The 15489-nt window shown below is 74.8% G+C and carries 11 protein-coding genes; 6 read left to right on the top strand and 5 right to left on the bottom strand.

Annotated elements, in window-relative coordinates; genetic code table 11:
• Window positions 1-75 precede the first annotated feature (75 nt).
• The gene (locus AMIR_RS07315) at window positions 76-1899 is read left to right on the top strand and encodes a Xaa-Pro dipeptidyl-peptidase (RefSeq protein WP_015800301.1); all 1824 of its coding nucleotides are present in this window, start codon (window positions 76-78) and stop codon (window positions 1897-1899) included.
• Between the two features lie 153 nt (window positions 1900-2052).
• Window positions 2053-3063, top strand: coding sequence for a DUF4192 domain-containing protein (locus AMIR_RS07320; protein ID WP_015800302.1), 1011 nt, complete (start codon window positions 2053-2055; stop codon window positions 3061-3063).
• A gap of 181 nt (window positions 3064-3244) precedes the next feature.
• Here the strand turns inward: AMIR_RS07320 and AMIR_RS07325 are convergent, their stop codons facing one another.
• The 4 genes from AMIR_RS07325 to AMIR_RS07340 form a co-directional block, all read right to left on the bottom strand.
• Window positions 3245-5287 (bottom strand): S9 family peptidase, encoded by a 2043-nt coding sequence (locus AMIR_RS07325; RefSeq protein ID WP_015800303.1) that lies wholly within the window; start codon window positions 5285-5287, stop codon window positions 3245-3247.
• Window positions 5288-5292: 5 nt separating this feature from the next.
• Window positions 5293-6255, bottom strand: a complete 963-nt coding sequence (galE, locus tag AMIR_RS07330) for a UDP-glucose 4-epimerase GalE (protein ID WP_015800304.1) — start codon at window positions 6253-6255, stop codon at window positions 5293-5295.
• 1137 nt (window positions 6256-7392) lie between these two features.
• The gene (gene galK / locus AMIR_RS07335; RefSeq protein ID WP_015800305.1) at window positions 7393-8577 is read right to left on the bottom strand and encodes a galactokinase; all 1185 of its coding nucleotides are present in this window, start codon (window positions 8575-8577) and stop codon (window positions 7393-7395) included.
• A gap of 5 nt (window positions 8578-8582) precedes the next feature.
• Window positions 8583-9275 carry an iron-dependent transcriptional repressor DtxR gene (locus AMIR_RS07340; protein ID WP_015800306.1) on the bottom strand — a complete coding sequence of 231 codons (693 nt, stop codon included), beginning with the start codon at window positions 9273-9275 and terminating at the stop codon, window positions 8583-8585.
• Window positions 9276-9372: 97 nt separating this feature from the next.
• On the opposite strand from AMIR_RS07340, the gene AMIR_RS07345 reads away from it, so the two are divergent.
• Both AMIR_RS07345 and AMIR_RS40035 read left to right on the top strand, forming a co-directional pair.
• A complete protein-coding gene (locus AMIR_RS07345; protein WP_015800307.1) occupies window positions 9373-10221 on the top strand; it encodes a sulfurtransferase in 849 nt (282 codons plus the stop codon).
• A 23-nt stretch (window positions 10222-10244) separates the two neighbouring features.
• The gene (locus AMIR_RS40035) at window positions 10245-10415 is read left to right on the top strand and encodes a hypothetical protein (protein WP_187313490.1); all 171 of its coding nucleotides are present in this window, start codon (window positions 10245-10247) and stop codon (window positions 10413-10415) included.
• Between the two features lie 177 nt (window positions 10416-10592).
• Here AMIR_RS40035 and AMIR_RS35360 read toward each other — a convergent pair whose 3' ends face one another.
• Window positions 10593-11225 (bottom strand): DUF3558 domain-containing protein, encoded by a 633-nt coding sequence (locus AMIR_RS35360; RefSeq protein WP_015800308.1) that lies wholly within the window; start codon window positions 11223-11225, stop codon window positions 10593-10595.
• 201 nt (window positions 11226-11426) lie between these two features.
• Between AMIR_RS35360 and AMIR_RS07355 the strand changes: the two genes are divergently transcribed.
• Window positions 11427-12620, top strand: a complete 1194-nt coding sequence (locus tag AMIR_RS07355) for an acetoin utilization protein AcuC (protein ID WP_015800309.1) — start codon at window positions 11427-11429, stop codon at window positions 12618-12620.
• On the top strand, window positions 12620-15328 hold the full coding sequence (locus AMIR_RS07360) for a bifunctional acetate--CoA ligase family protein/GNAT family N-acetyltransferase (protein WP_015800310.1): 2709 nt from the start codon (window positions 12620-12622) through the stop codon (window positions 15326-15328). Before AMIR_RS07355 ends, AMIR_RS07360 begins: the two co-directional genes overlap by 1 nt.
• Window positions 15329-15489: the final 161 nt, after the last annotated feature.

Here is a 15489-nt window from a genome sequence, read left to right on the forward strand (position 1 = left end):
GTTCCCTTGACACCCCGAGCGCGGTACCGGGAGGGTCGGCCTACCTGAGTCCTGCGACGTGGATGGGGGTGTGCGGTGCGAGGTTCGTGGAGAGCCGCCGGTCTGGCCGCTGTGCTGGCGCTGCCGCTGGGGGTCGTTCCTGCCGCTGCGGCCGAGGAGGGGCCGGTCTTCGTGGACGGCGAGGCCCAGCCGGTGTTCAGCGCTTCGGACGTGGTGCGCGAGAGCCTGTGGGTGCGCGCGCCCGTCGACAGCGACCGCGACGGGCTCGACGACGAGGTCTACACCGAGGTGGTGCGGCAGCGGGCCACCGAGCGCGGGCTCAAGGTGCCCGTGGTGTTCCTGCCCAGCCCCTACTACTCCGGCGGCAACGACGTCGACAACCACGACGTGGACGTCGAGCTGCACGTGCCCGGCGGGCGCGGGTCGGGGACGCCGCTGCGGGCCCGGACCGACGAGCGGATCGCGGCGGCGGTCGGGCCGAACGCGGTGCCGATCACCTCGGCCCGGTACGAGTCGTACTTCGTCTCGCGCGGGTTCGCCGTGGTCTACGCCGAGTCGCTGGGCACCGGCAAGTCCACCGGCTGCCCCACCTCCGGCGGTCGCAACGAGACCACCGGCATGAGGTCGGTCGTGGACTGGCTCAACGGCCGCACCTCCGCGCGCACCGCCTCGGGCGCGGCCGTCTCGGCGGCCTGGAGCACCGGGAAGACCGCGATGATGGGCACCTCCTACAACGGGACGCTGCCGAACGCGGTCGCGGCCACCGGGGTGCGCGGGCTGGAGACGATCGTGCCGATCGCGGCGATCTCCAGCTGGTACGACTACTACCGCGCGGGCGGGGCGGTCGTCGCGCCCGGCGGGTACCAGGGCGAGGACGCCGACGTGCTCGCCGAGTACGTGCACACCCGCGCCGACCGGGCGGCGTGCGCGCCGGTGCTCGCCGAGCTGACCCGCGAGCAGGACCGGGTGACGGGGGACTTCACCCCGTTCTGGCAGGAGCGGGACTACGTCAAGGACGCGCCGCTGGTGCGGGCCTCGGTGCTCGCGGTGCACGGGCTCAACGACTGGAACGTCAAGGTCAAGCAGGTCGCGCAGTGGTACGAGGCGCTCAAGCTCAACGGGGTCGAGCACAAGATCTGGCTGCACCAGTCCGGGCACACCGACCCGGACACGCTGCGGTCGGCGCAGTGGCGGCGCACGCTCAACCGGTGGTTCAGCCACTACCTCTACGGGGTCGACAACGGGGTGGAGCGCGAGCCGAAGTCGACCGTGCAGCGCGAGGACCGCAGCTGGGTCGACGAGGCCGAGTGGCCCGCGCCGGGGACCGCGCCCGCGCGGCTGCACCCGTGGGTCGGCGGCGGGGGCAAGGGGGCGCTGCGCACCGACGCCGTGCCCGGTCGACCGCTGGTGGAGGAGCTGCGCGACGACGCGGGGAAGTCCGTGGAGCAGCTGGTGGACCTGCCCGCGTCGGGCAACCGGCTGGCGTACGGGACCCGCGCGCTGACCGAGCCGGTGCGGCTGTCCGGCACGCCCAAGGCGGATCTGGCGGTGTCGTTCGACCGGCCCGCCGCGAACGTGACGGCGGTGCTGGTGGACCGGTCGCCGGACGGGACCAGCCGGGTGATCACGCGCGGGTGGGCCGATCCGCAGAACCGGCTCGACCTGTCGGTGACCAGGCCCGTCGTGCCGGGGAAGCGGTACCGGGTCGAGGTGGAGCTCCAGGCCAACGACTACGTGGTGGCGGCGGGGCACCGGCTCGAACTGGTGCTGCTGTCCAGCGACCACGACTACACGCTCCGGCCCGCTCCGGGCGCCGGGTTGTCGGTCGACCTGACCGGGACGTCGGTGGAGCTGCCGGTGGTCGGCGGGAAGGCGGCGCTGCGCCGGGCGGCGGGCTGATCCGCTCCGGGGCTCTTCGGCGGCGGTGGCGCGGGGCGGGCAGGTTACCCGTTCCGCGCCACCGCCGTTCCGCGTTGTCCACAGCCTCTCAGTTGTCCACAGCCCGCGTTTTCTCTCGCTGACCGCTCGTCCCGCGCCGGCCACAGTGGGGGCATGACAACTCCCGTCCTCCCCTCGGCGAGGATCCACGGCCCCGGTGACCTGGTGGCCGCCGTCCCGCACCTGCTGGGCTTCCACCCCGCCGACTCGGTGGTGGTCCTCGTGCTGCGCGGGGACTCCGTCGTGGTGGTCCTGCGCGCCGACCTGCCCGACGCGGCCCAGGTGCGCGACGCGGCCGACAAGCTGGCGCCCGTCGTGCGCCGGACCCCCGGCTGCTCGGTGGCCGTGCTCGTGGTGGGCGGAGGCGGCGCGGACCCGCCGGAGGTGCTGCCCCGGCCGGACGTGGTGCGGAGCCTGCTCAGGAGACTGGGGGCGCTCGGGGTGCCGCTGGCGCGCGCGGTGTGGGCGCCGGGCACCGCGGGCGGCGAGCCCTGGTTCGACTACGCCGACGTGGGCCGGACCGGCACCGCGCCGGACGCGCGCGCCACCTACCTGGCCGCGCTGTCGGCCGCCGCGGGGCACGTGACGTACGGCAGCAGGGCGGAGATGGCCGAGCTGCTGTCCCCGGACCCGCCGGAGGCGCTGGCCCGGCGAGCGGCCCTGCTGGACCGCCGCACGGCCGCGCTGGAGGGCGCCGACCCGGACGAGCTGGTGACCAGGCACTGCAGGGCGCTGCTCGTCGCGGTGGAGCGCACCCCCGGCCGGACCACGCCGCTGCCCGACGACGAGGTGGCGGAGCTGGCGTTCGCGCTGTCCAGCCCGCGCGTGCGGGACCTGGCGCTGACCCTGGCGCTGGGCGCGCACGCCATGGCCGCCGAACGCCTGTGGACCGAGCTGACCAGGGCCGCCCCCGCGCCGGAGCGGGCCGAGGCCGCCGCGCTGCTGGCCTTCGCGACCTACCTCAGGGGTGAGGGCGCGCTGGCCGTGCTGGCCCTGGAACGTGCCGAGGCCGCGTGCCCCGGCCACCGCATGACCACCCTGCTCCGGGGCGCGCTGCAGGGCGCGATGCCACCGGACTACCTGCGCTCGCTCGCCGAGGAGGCCGCCCGTGCTTACCCGTCCTGACCCGACCCGCTCCCTGCTCCTGGCGCGCGTGCGCCGGGCGTGCGCTTGGCTCGCCCGGAAAGCGCGAAGCCCCCTCGGCGCCCGGACCGGTCGGTCCGGGCGCCGAGAGGGCCGCGGTGGTGCGCGTGCGGGCTCGGCGCGCGCCGGTTCGCCACCGGCGCGCACCGGACCGTCAGAACCGTCAGAGCAGTTCCGGCCTGCGCCAGGGCTCCCCGAGGACGTGCTGCGCGAGGAACGCGAAGACCGTCTCGTACCAGACGCTCGAGTTGCCGGGCGTCAGGATCCAGTGGTTCTCGGTCGGGAAGTACAGGTACTTGGCGTCCACCCCGTGCCGGACGAGGTCGAAGTACAGCCGCTGCCCCTCGCCGATCGGGACCCGGTAGTCCTTGTCGCCGTGGATGACCAGCACCGGCGTGCGCACGTCGGCCACGTACAGGTGCGGCGAGTTCTCGGTGATCCGCTCGGGGCGCTGCAGCGGGTCGCCCATCTCGCGCATCCAGTAGTACGAGTCGTCCGTCGTGCCCGTGAACGCGTCCAGGTTCCACAGCGACGCGTGCGTCACGATCGCCTTGAACCGGTCGGTGCGGGTGGCGATCCAGTTCGCCATGTACCCGCCGAACGACCCGCCCATGGCGGCGGTCCGGGTCTCGTCGATGTCAGCCCTGGCCTCGGCGACGTCGGTGATCGCCATGAGGTCGGTGTACGGCTTGCCGCCCCAGCTGCCCCAGCCCGCGCGGACGAAGTCCTGCCCGTAGCCCAGCGACAGCGCCGGGTCCGGCAGCAGCACCGCGTAGCCCTTGGCGGCCATCAGCCACGGGTTCCAGCGCCAGCTCCAGCCGTTCCAGCTCATCACCGGGCCGCCGTGCACCCACAGCAGCAGCGGCGCGGGCCGCTCCGGGGAGCAGCCCTCCGGCAGCACCAGGTACGAGCGCACGGTGCGGCCGTCCTCGACCCGCACCTCGATCTCGGTCAGCGTGCCGGGCAGCGAGTCCAGGCCGCCGGGGGCCTGGAGGTACACCGGCTCCTGCTCGACCCCGGCCGGGTCCAGCCGGACCGGGCGGGCGGGCGAGTCCACGGCGTTGCGCAGCGCGTACAGGGCCTTGCCGTCCCGGCTGACCCGCACGTCCTGGTAGGCGCCGGTCGTGGTCATCCGCACCACGTCCCCGGTGGCCAGCTCGACCCGCCACAGCACCTGGTGGCCGACCGCGAAGGTGGTGAAGAACACCACCGCGCCGTCCGGGCTCACCAGCGGGTGCTCGGGCGAGAGGTCGAAGCCGGGCAGCAGGTCGGTGACCTCGCCGGTGGCCACGTCGATCCGCACCAGGGTGTTCTCCCACGGCTCGTCCGCCGTCGAGTCCAGGCTGCGCAGGGCGATCACGGCCGACGCGTCCGGCAGGAACGCGGGCTCGTCGTACGAGTGGCCCGCGTCCTGCGCGAGCACCCGGTCCTGGGTCCCGTCGGAGCTGGTCAGCCGGAGCCGGACGTGGTTGCCGTAGGCGGCGTCCACCGCGACGCTCTCGGTGTGCGCGACCCACCGCCCGTCGTCGCTGATCGCGACCGAGGCGAACCGGGCCCGCTCGGTGACCGGGGTCAGGTCGACCAGGTCCCCGGCGCCCAGCCGGGCCGAGTCGCCGTCGACCGGGGCGGTGGTGGCCAGCAGCCTGCTGTGGAACGGGCCGAGGTCGTGGTCCCAGTACCGGATCGGGTAGCTCTCGTGCAGGATCGCCGTGACCCCGGCGTCCTCGCGCGCCTTGCGCACGTCCGCGTCCGCCTCGCCGAACCCCGCGCCCCGGTGCACCGGCGAGCCGAGCAGCACCGTGCCCGAGCCGCCCGCCACCAGCACCCGGTCGACTCCGCCCGCCGGGCGGTGCAGCTCGCGGGCCTCACCGCTGGGCGGCAGCAGCCACAGCGCCGCCTTGTCCTTGGCCTCGCCGGGCTTGCGCTCCTGGTCCGGTCGCGCCGACAGGAACAGCAGCGAGCCGTCCGGGGTGAACACCGGCGACGAGTCGCCCTTGGCCGAGCGGGTGAGCCTGCGCGCGGGCCGCCCACCGGTCGGGTCGACCTCCCACAGGGAGCCCTGCCAGGTCTTGCCGTCGTCCGACAGCTCGGACACGACCGTCACCAGGCGGGAGCCGTCCGGCGACACCGCCAGCGAGCCGAGCCTGGGCAGCGCGGCGAAGCGCGCCAGGTCGGAGAAGTCCGCCGCTGATCCCGTTGTCGTCATGCGGTTCAGGCCTCCTCGCGGGCCTGGGTGAACTCCCAGGCGTCGCGGACGATGCCGGACAGGTCGGCGCGCTCGGGCTTCCAGCCCATCTCGGTGCGGGCGCGCTCGCTGGAGGCGATCAGCACGGCCGGGTCGCCCGCGCGGCGGCCGTCGACCACGGCGGGGATCGCGTGGCCGGTGACCTCGCGGCAGGCCTCGATGACCTGGTTGACGGAGAAGCCGAGCCCGTTGCCCAGGTTGTAGATGCGGTGCTCGCCCGCCGTGGCGTGCTCCAGGGCCTTCATGTGCGCGTCGGCCAGGTCGAGCACGTGGATGTAGTCGCGCACGCACGTGCCGTCGTCGGTGGGCCAGTCGTCGCCGAAGACCTTGATGCTCTCGCGCTTGCCCAGGGCGACCTGGAGCACGAGCGGGATCAGGTGGGTCTCGACGGCGTGCCGCTCGCCGAAGCGGCCGTACGCGCCCGCGACGTTGAAGTACCGCAGGCTCACGGCGGCCAGGCCGTGCGCGGCGGCGTAGGAGGTGATGGCGTGGTCGATCGCGAGCTTCGACGCGCCGTAGGTGTTGGTCGGCCGGGTCGGCGCGGTCTCCAGGATCGGCACCTGCTCGGGCTCGCCGTAGGTCGCGGCGGTGGACGAGAACACCAGCCGGGGCGTGCCGTGGGCGCGCATCGCGTCGAGCAGCTTCAGGGAGGTGACCACGTTGCCCTGCCAGTACTTGGCCGGGTCCACCATCGACTCGCCGACCAGCGACTTGGCCGCGCAGTGCACGATGCCGTCGAAGCCACCCGCGAGCACGTCGCCGATGGCGTCGTCGATGTCGGCCTGGACGAACTCGGCGCCCTCGGGCACGGCGTCCGCGTGCCCGGTGGACAGGTCGTCGAGCACGACGACCTCGTGCCCGGACTCGACCAGCCGTGCGGCGGTCACGCTGCCGACGTACCCCGCACCGCCCGTGACGAGCAGCTTCACCCTGTGTTCCCCGCTTTCCGCTTGTTCTCCACCGGCGGTCCCACCAGGTCCGGCCACGCGGTCGTGCCACGCGCTCCGGTCGAGCCGGGACGTTCGGTCCAGGTCGTGCAGTTCGGTTCCGGGAAGGGGCGGTGAGCGGACGGCCCAGCCTCACGCCGACCGCTCCGCACCGACCCGAGCCGGTGTTCCCGCTCCGCACCGGAGGGCGACACGCGCGCCACCCCCGGTGGATGTTCAGTTGTCCCCGCCCGACCGGACGGGCCGCCCGCGTCCGCCACGAGGGCGGGAGCTGCGCACCCCAAGCTTGCCGGATGCCGGAAACCGCCGGTTCAGCGACCGGACCTGAATCCCGACGACCCACCTTGACCAGCCAACACCCGGAGAGGAGGTTCCGCGCCCCCTGTCGAGCCCCCTGCCACGAGCCGTGGCGACCACGGTCCACACCTTGGAGGACCGCTCCACAACCGGTCGGCGGCTGCCCGGACCCGCCTGAGGACCGGGCCGCCCGAGAATCGGCTGCTGCGAGCCGGGCCGCCTGTGGATCGGGCTGCTGCGGATCGGGCTTCCTCAAGGGTGGGCTGCTGCGGACCAGGCTGCTTGAGAGGGCTGCTGCGGATCGGGCCGCCTGAAGGGCGGGCGGGCCGAGGCCGGGCCAGGTGCGGACCGGGCTAGCCGAGGGCCAGATCTGCCTGCGGAAGTTGGCCCGTGTGGCTCGCGCGCCCCGCATGGGGCCTCTGCGCGGGTCTGCCTGCGGTGACCTGCCGCCCGACGGGGGAGTTGATCTTGCTTGCCGGGCGGCGCGGCCCTGCTCGGCGTTGTTCTTCACCCGCCGGGCCCAGAGGGCTGCCCTCGGTCGTGCGCCGAGGCGAGGGGAGGCGAGGGGAGTGGTCTCGGGGTGTTCCGGCGTGGTCGGTCGCGCGAGAGTCCGCTGAGGACGGTGCCGTCGGTCGGATGGCCGTCCGCCGTGGTTCCCGCCTGTCGGCCGCCGGGCCTGTCCACCTTCGGGTCTTTGGCTGTCGGTCGGGCCGCCGTTGGGCCTGCTCGCCGACCGGGTGGTCAGCGAGCAAGCCCGCTCGGCAGTGCGCTGGATCTCCCGGAGCTTCCGGGTGGCCCAGCTCTCCCCGATGGCGCGGTCCGCTAGATGTCGCGGCCCGCACCGGGGGACGGGACGGCCGTGAAGGTGCGCGGCGTGGTCCAGCCCTTCGCGGCGAACGCGGCCTCGACGTCGGCCACGACCTTGTCGTGCAGCTCGACGGGCACCAGCGCGATCGCCGAGCCGCCGAAGCCGCCGCCGGTCATGCGGGAGCCCAGGGCGCCCGAGGCCAGCGCGGAGTCCACCGCGACGTCCAGCTCCGGGCAGGACACCCGGTAGTCGTCGCGCAGGCTGACGTGCGACGCGGTCAGCAGCGGGCCCAGCTCGGCCAGTTCGCCCGAGCGCAGCACCTCCACCGCGCGCAGCACCCGCTCGTTCTCGGTCACCACGTGCCGCACCAGCGGGCGCAGGTTCTCCGGGAGCTTCGCCAGCGCCTCGTCCAGGCCCTCGGCCGTGACGTCGCGCAGCGCGTCGACGCCCAGCAGCGCCGCCGCCTCCTCGCAGCCAGCCCGGCGCGCGCCGTAGCCGCCGTCGCTGTGCGAGTGGCTGGCGCGGGTGTCGATCACCAGCACCTCCAGCCCGCGCGCCGACGCGTCGAACGGGACCTGCTCGGCCTCGCCCGAGCGCACGTCCAGGAACAGCACGTGCGCGTCGGTGCAGCACAGCGACGCGGTCTGGTCGAGCAGACCGGTCGGCGCGCCCACGAAGTCGTTCTCCGACCGCTGCACCAAGCGCGCGACCTGGGCCAGCGAGGGCGTGCCCGGCCCGGAGTTCGCGGGCTTGCCGCCCAGCTCCAGCAGCGCCAGCGCCACCGCGCACTCCAGCGCGTGCGACGAGGACAGGCCCGCGCCGGACGGCACGTCGCCCGCGATGACGACGTCCGCCCCGCCCTTGAGGCCCTCGGAGCGCAGCGCCCACGCCACCCCCGCCGGGTAGGCGGCCCAACCGGGCACCCCGCCCGGCTCCAGGTCCGCGACCAGCACGTCCTCGGCGTGACGGGCCTCACCGTCGTCGCCGACCGTGACGACGCTCAGCACGCCGTCCTCGCGCGGCGACGCCGCGGCGGCCAGCCGGTGGGGCAGGGCGAACGGCAGCACGAAGCCGTCGTTGTAGTCGGTGTGCTCACCGATCAGGTTCACCCGGCCGGGAGCCGACCAGACGCCCGCGGGCGCACGACCGTGCAGCTTCTCGAACTCGACGGCCGCCTTGTCGGCTGGCCGCTGCCGCACGGCGCTCACCTGGCCTGCACCAGCACGGCGTGGGCGATGGACTGGCTCAGCTCGGCCGTCGTCCCACTCCCGCCGACCCGCACGACCTTGCTGTCGTCCAGCGACTCGACCTTCACAACACTTCCCGGCATCACACCCGCAGCTTTCAGATCCGCCATCAGATCGGGGTCGAGCTGAACGTGCTCGGCGATCCGCTTGACCTCCACCCGGCCCCCGCCGCGCCTGGCGACCTCGTCGATGCGCAGCAGGTCCGCCTCCACGGGCGGAGCGGGCTCGCCGTCGCCGAGCTTGTCCAGGCCGGGGATGGGGTTGCCGTAGGGCGAGGTGGTCGGGTTGCCGAGCAGCTTCACCAGCTTGCGCTCGACGGCCTCGCTCATCACGTGCTCCCAGCGACATGCCTCGCTGTGCACGTGCTCCCACTCCAGGCCGATGATGTCGACCAGCAGCCGCTCCGCCAGCCGGTGCTTGCGCATCACCGACACCGCGAGGTTGCGGCCCTGCTCGGTCAGCTCCAGGTGCCGGTCGTCGGCGACGACCACCAGCCCGTCCCGCTCCATGCGGCCGACGGTCTGGCTCACGGTCGGGCCGCTCTGGCCCAGCCGCTCGGCGATGCGGGCGCGCAGCGGCACCACGCCCTCTTCTTCGAGCTCGTAGATCGTGCGGAGGTACATCTCCGTGGTGTCGATGAGGTCGTTCACACCCGCTCCCCTTCTTATGCCTTCATGCTAGTCGCACCGGTCGGGGCGACCTCTCCCGCTCACGGCGAGCAGGTGCGCGTCGGTGCAGGATGGCACCGTGCACCCCTTGATCAGCACTGAAGCGCTGGCCGTCGCGCTGGCGGACGAGCGACCCCCGGTCGTGCTCGACGTCCGCTGGCGACTCGGCGGCCCGCCCGCACGACAAGACTACGAGGTCGGGCACGTCCCCGGAGCCGTCCACACCGACCTGGACGCGGCGCTGGCCGCCCCGCCCGGTCCGGAGGGCAGGCACCCGCTGCCCGAGGTGGCCGTGCTGGAGCGCGCGCTGCGCGCGGCGGGCGTCCGCGAGGGCGTCCCGGTGGTGGCCTACGACGACGGGGACGGCTCGGTGGCGGCGCGCGCGTGGTGGCTGCTGCGCTGGGCGGGCCACGACCAGGTGGCGGTCCTGGACGGCGGTTACGCGGCGTGGTCGGCCGAGGGCAGGCCGGTCACCGCCGAGGAACCGGAGCCCGAGGAGGGCGACGTCGTCGTGCGGCCGGGCCGGATGCCGGTCGTGGACGCGGACGGCGCCGCCGAGCTGGCCCGCGAGGGCGTCCTGCTGGACGCGCGCGCCGGGGCCAGGTACCGGGGCGAGGTCGAACCGGTCGACCCGAAGGCCGGGCACATCCCCGGCGCGGTGAGCGCGCCCTCCGCGGAGCACGCGGGCGCGGACGGCCGCTGGCTGCCCGCGCGGACCCTGGCGGCCCGCTTCCAGGCGCTCGGCGTGACCGGGGACCGCCCGGTGGGCGCGTACTGCGGCTCGGGCGTCACGGCGTCCTCGGTGGTGCTGGCCCTGGAGGCGGCGGGCCTGACCACCAGGGACACCCCGGCCCTGCTGTACCCCGGCTCGTGGTCGAACTGGTCCGCCCAGGACCGCCCGGTCGCCACCGGCGACCAGCCCGGCTGATCAGCGGCAACGGGCTCGGGCGGTTGGCGCTGACCGGCCGGGGCGGCTGGTGGCGACCGGCCCGGCTGATCAGCGGCAACGGGCTCGGGCGGTTGGCGCTGACCGGCCGGGGCGGCTGGTGGCGACCGGCTCGGCTGATCAGCGGCAACGGGCTCGGGCGGTTGGCGCTGACCAGTCTGGGCGACCGGTGGTGACCTCGGCTCGGCCGATCATCGGCGGCCCGCCCGGTCGACCACCGGGAGCCTCCCGCGCCGGACAGCGCGGTCGGGACCTGATCACGTCCCGGCCGCGCGCCTCGAGCGCGCCGCCGCCACCCCGCCCGCCGCCCGCCAGCCGCCGGCCGCCGACCGCCAGCCGCCAGGCGTCAGGCGTCAGGCGTTCGGGATGCGGTCGAAGGCCTTGGTCGCCAGGTCCACCGCCAGCTGGCACGGCTCGGCCGAGCCGTCCGTCGTCACGTCGACGCGCAGCGCCCCCGTCGCCTCCTGCGACTCCTCCGACAGCGCCACCAGCACCGCGCACCCCTCCTCGCTCTTCATCCGGTACGCGCTGTTCCCGCCCACCTCGATCTTCCCGATCTCGGCGCTCGCGTCCGGGATGAAGTACGAGGCCTGGATGATCGCCACCTTCATCGGGTCGAAGGACGAGTGCAGGCAGCCGCTGGTCTCCAGCATCTCGCCCGACCCGAACACCACGGCCACCTCCTGCGAGCTCAGCAGCCCGCAGGGGTCGTACTCGGACTTCTTCCGCTTCCCCAGCTTCACCTCGCCGCCGCCCTGCCCGGAGCCCGGCTCGGTCGCGCGGGGCTCGCCGGCCCCCGGCTCCTGGGTGCCGGAACCACCAGGCTCCGCCGAGCCGCTCCCGGTCGGGGCGGCGGCGGAGGAGGAGGCGCTGGGCGAGCCGCCCGACCCGCTGCTCGCGCTCCCGCTCACGGAACTGCTGCACCCCACCACCCCGAGCACGGCGGCGAGGCAGGCGGTCAGCGCTGAGGCACGTCGCAAACGCATGGCTGGTTCGACCCCGTTCCCCCGCGCGGGGTTCCCACCCACCCGGCGGCGCTCGCCCCCGGCGCGTCGACCCGACTGTAGGTCCCCCCACCGACGACCCCCGCCACCGCCGGACCGCCACCGGGGAAACCGCCACCAACGGACCAACCCGACCCGCTGCGGCCATCGTGCGATTACCGGTCAGTAGGCTAAATTCCGGACATGGGAGCGGAACAGGGCGTCGCGCGGCCACCCGCCGTGGTCTGGGACGAGTCGGTGCTCGCCTACGACCTCGGCGGCGACCACCCGCTCAACCCCGTGCGCCTTGACCTCACCGTCCGGCTCGCCACGGCGCTCGGCGTCCTCGACGGCGTCGACCCGATCGCCCCGGCCCACGCCACCGACCCGGAGCTCGAACGCGTCCACGACCCCGCCTACCTGGCCGCCGTGCGCGCCGCCCCGAGCACCGCCTGGGACCTCGGCCACGGCCTCGGCACCACCGACAACCCGGTCTTCGACCGGATGCACGAGGCGTCCTCCCTGATCGTCGGCGGCTCGCTCGCCGCAGCCCGCCAGATCGCCTCCGGCGCCGCCGACCGGGCCGTCAGCATCGCGGGCGGACTGCACCACGCCATGCGCGACCGCGCCGCGGGCTTCTGCGTCTACAACGACTGCGCCGTCGCCATCTCCTGGCTGCTGGACAACGGCTTCGACCGCGTCGCCTACGTCGACACCGACGTGCACCACGGCGACGGCGTGCAGGCCGCGTTCTACGACGACCCGCGCGTGCTCACCGTCTCCCTGCACCAGAGCCCGCTGAGCCTGTGGCCCGGCACCGGCCGCCCCGCCGAGCTGGGCGGTCCGAACGCCGAGGGCACGGCGGTCAACGTCGCCCTCCCGCCCGGCACCCCCGACCGGGGCTGGCTGCGCGCCTTCCACGCCGTCGTGCCGTCGCTGCTCACCGCGTTCCGCCCGCAGGTCCTGGTCACCCAGTGCGGAGTGGACAGCCACCGCGAGGACCCGCTCGCCGACCTGTCCCTGACCGTCGACGGCCACCGCGCGATCTACCGCGCCCTGCGCCACCTCGCCGACACCACCGCGAACGGCAAGTGGCTGGCGCTCGGCGGCGGCGGGTACGAGCTGGTGCGCGTGGTCCCCCGCTCCTGGACGCACCTGCTCGCCACGGTCCTGGACCGCGACGTCGACCCGCGCGTCCCGCTGCCCGCCTCCTGGATCTCGCACGTGGCCAGGACCGCCCCGAACTGGCCGCTGCCCACCACCATGACCGAGGGCGCCGACACCTCGTTCGCGCCGTGGGACGGCTCCGGCGGCGACCCGGTGGACGAGGCCGTCCGGGCCACCCGCCGCGCCGTCTTCCCCCTGCACGGCCTGGACCCCGAGGACGCGAGGGACTAGTGGACCCGTTCGACTACCCGCGCAGCTGGGAGGCCGACGTCGTGCTCGCCGACGGCGGCACCGCCCACCTGCGCCCCATCACCCCCGACGACGGCCAGCGCCTGCTGGAGTTCCACTCCCGGCTCTCCGAGCGCACCCGCTACTTCCGCTACTTCGGCCCCTACCCGAGGATGCCCAGGCGCGACGTCGTCCGGTTCACCACCGTCGACCACGCCGACCGGGTCGCGTTCGTGGCCATGCTCGGCGACGACATCGTCGCGGTGGGCCGCTACGACCGGCTGAACGACGGCCCCTCCGCCGAGGTCGCGTTCGTCGTGCAGGACGAGCACCAGGGCCGGGGCCTCGGCTCGATCCTGCTGGAGCACCTGGCCGCCGCCGCCCGCGAGCGCGGGCTGACCCGGTTCACCGCCGAGGTGCTCGCCGAGAACGGCCAGATGGTCCGGGTGTTCCGCGACGCCGGCTACTCGGTCAGCCGCGCCTTCGACGAGGGCGTGCTGCACCTGGAGTTCGACGTGGACCCCACCGAGCAGTCCGTGGAGGTCGCGCAGGCCCGCGAGCAGGCCGCCGAGGCGCGCAGCGTGCACAACCTGCTGCACCCGCGCTCGATCGCCGTCATCGGCGCCTCCACCGACCGCACCAAGATCGGCCACGCGGTGCTGGCGAACCTGCTCGTCGGCGACTTCCACGGCCCCGTCTACCCGGTCAACGCCGAGCACCGCGCGGTGCGGGGCGTGCGCGCCTACCCGTCCGTGCTGGACATCCCCGACGACGTCGACCTGGCCGTCGTCGCGGTGCCCGCCGCGGGTGTCGACGAGGTCATGGACGCCTGCCTGGCCAAGGGGGTCAAGGCGCTGGTCGTGGTCACCTCCGGCTTCGGCGAGACCGGCCCCGACGGGCGCACCGCCGAGCGCAGGCTGGTCACCGAGGCCCGCGCGCACGGGATGCGCGTGGTCGGCCCGAACGCGCTGGGCGTGGTCAACACCGACCCGGACGTGCGGCTCAACGCGACCCTCGCGCCGACCCTGCCCGCGCGCGGGCGCACCGGGTTCTTCTGCCAGTCCGGGGCGCTCGGCAGCGCGATCCTGGCGACCGCCGCCGAGCGGGGCCTCGGCCTGTCCACGTTCGTCAGCGCGGGCAACCGGGCCGACGTGTCCGGCAACGACCTGCTCCAGTACTGGGAGACCGACCCGGCCACCGACGTGGTGCTGCTGTACCTGGAGTCGTTCGGCAACCCGCGCAAGTTCGCCCGCCTCGCCCGGCGCCTGGGCCGCAGCAAGCCGATCGTGGCGGTGAAGTCCGGCAGGCACGCGGTCACGCCCGCGCTCGCCGCGACCTCGGTGCACGTGGACGAGCAGAGCGTGCAGGCCCTGTTCGAGCAGGCGGGCGTGATCCGGGTCGAGTCGCTGGCGCAGCTGTTCGACACCGCGCTGCTGCTCGCCCACCAGCCGCTGCCGTCCGGCCCGAGGGTCGCGGTGGTCGGCAACTCCACCGCCATCGGCGTGCTCGCCGCCGACACCGTCCTCGGGCAGGGCCTCGACCTGGTCGGCGACCCGGTGGACGTGGGCGCGCAGGCCGGGCCGGAGGAGTTCGCGGGCGCGGTCCGCACCGCGCTCGCCGACCCGGACACCGACGCGCTCGTCGTGGTCTTCGCGCCGCCGCTCGCCATCCCCGGCACCGAGTACGCCCGCGCGCTGCGCGCCGCCGTGCAGGACGCCACCGCGCAGGGCACCGCCGCGCAGGCCTCCACCGCGCAGGACGCTGTGGAGGCCAAGCCGATCGTGTCCACGTTCCTGGCCGTGGAGGGCGTCCCGGCGGAGCTGGCGGTGACCGGCCCGGACGGCGCGCCGGGGCGCGGCTCGGTGCCGTCGTACCCGAGCCCGGAGCGGGCCGTGCTCGCGCTCGCGCGGGTGACCCGCTACGCGCGCTGGCGCTCCCGCCCGGCGGGCTTGTTCACCCGGCCCGAGGGCGTCGACCCCGAGGCCGCGCGGGCGCTCGTCGAGTCCGTGCCGCACGCCGAGCTGGTCAAGCTGGACGACGGCACCACGATGCGGCTGCTGGCCTGCTACGGCATCGACGTCGTGCCGTTCCGGGTGGTGTCCTCGGCGGACGACGCGGTGGCCGCGTCCGCCGAGCTGGGCTACCCGGTGGCGCTCAAGTCCACGGCCGGGCACCTGCGGCACCGCACCGACCTCGTCGGGGTGCGCCTGGACCTGACCGCCGAGGAGTCCGTGCGCGAGGCGTACCGGGGCCTCTCGGACATCTCCGGGCTGACCGAGGTGTACGTGCAGCGCATGGTTCCCAAGGGGCTGTCCTGCGTGCTGGGGCTCCAGGACGACCCGTCGTTCGGGTCGCTGGTGTCGTTCGGGCTGTCCGGGTTGGTGAGCGACCTGCTGGGCGACCGGGCGTACCGGGCGGTGCCGCTGACCGACGCCGACGCCGCCGCGCTCGTGCGCGCCCCCAAGGCCGCGCCGCTGCTCGCCGGGTTCCGGGGCGGTCAGGTGGCGGACCTGGCCGCGCTGCAGGAGCTGGTGCTGCGGCTGGCCGCGCTCGCCGAGGACCTGCCGGAGGTGCGGGAGCTGGCGCTGGAACCGGTGCTGGCGTCGGCGGAGGGCGCGTTCGTGGCCAGCGCCCGCGTCACCCTCGGGCCGAGGCCGTCGCCGCGCGACTCCGGTCCCCGGCGGCTGCGCCTGCCAGGAGGGGCACGCTGACGGTCCGCGTTCACAGTCCCGCGGGCCTGCCCCGCACCCCGCCGGGGTCGACCGCCCACCGCGCGCGAACCCCGCCACCACAGCCGTTCCCGCGACCCGCGCCCGTCCGGACCCCGGAGCACCGCACGGCCACCCGCACCAGCGCGCTGCGGTGTTCAGGT

Source organism: Actinosynnema mirum DSM 43827 (assembly GCF_000023245.1).
GTDB lineage: Bacteria > Actinomycetota > Actinomycetes > Mycobacteriales > Pseudonocardiaceae > Actinosynnema > Actinosynnema mirum.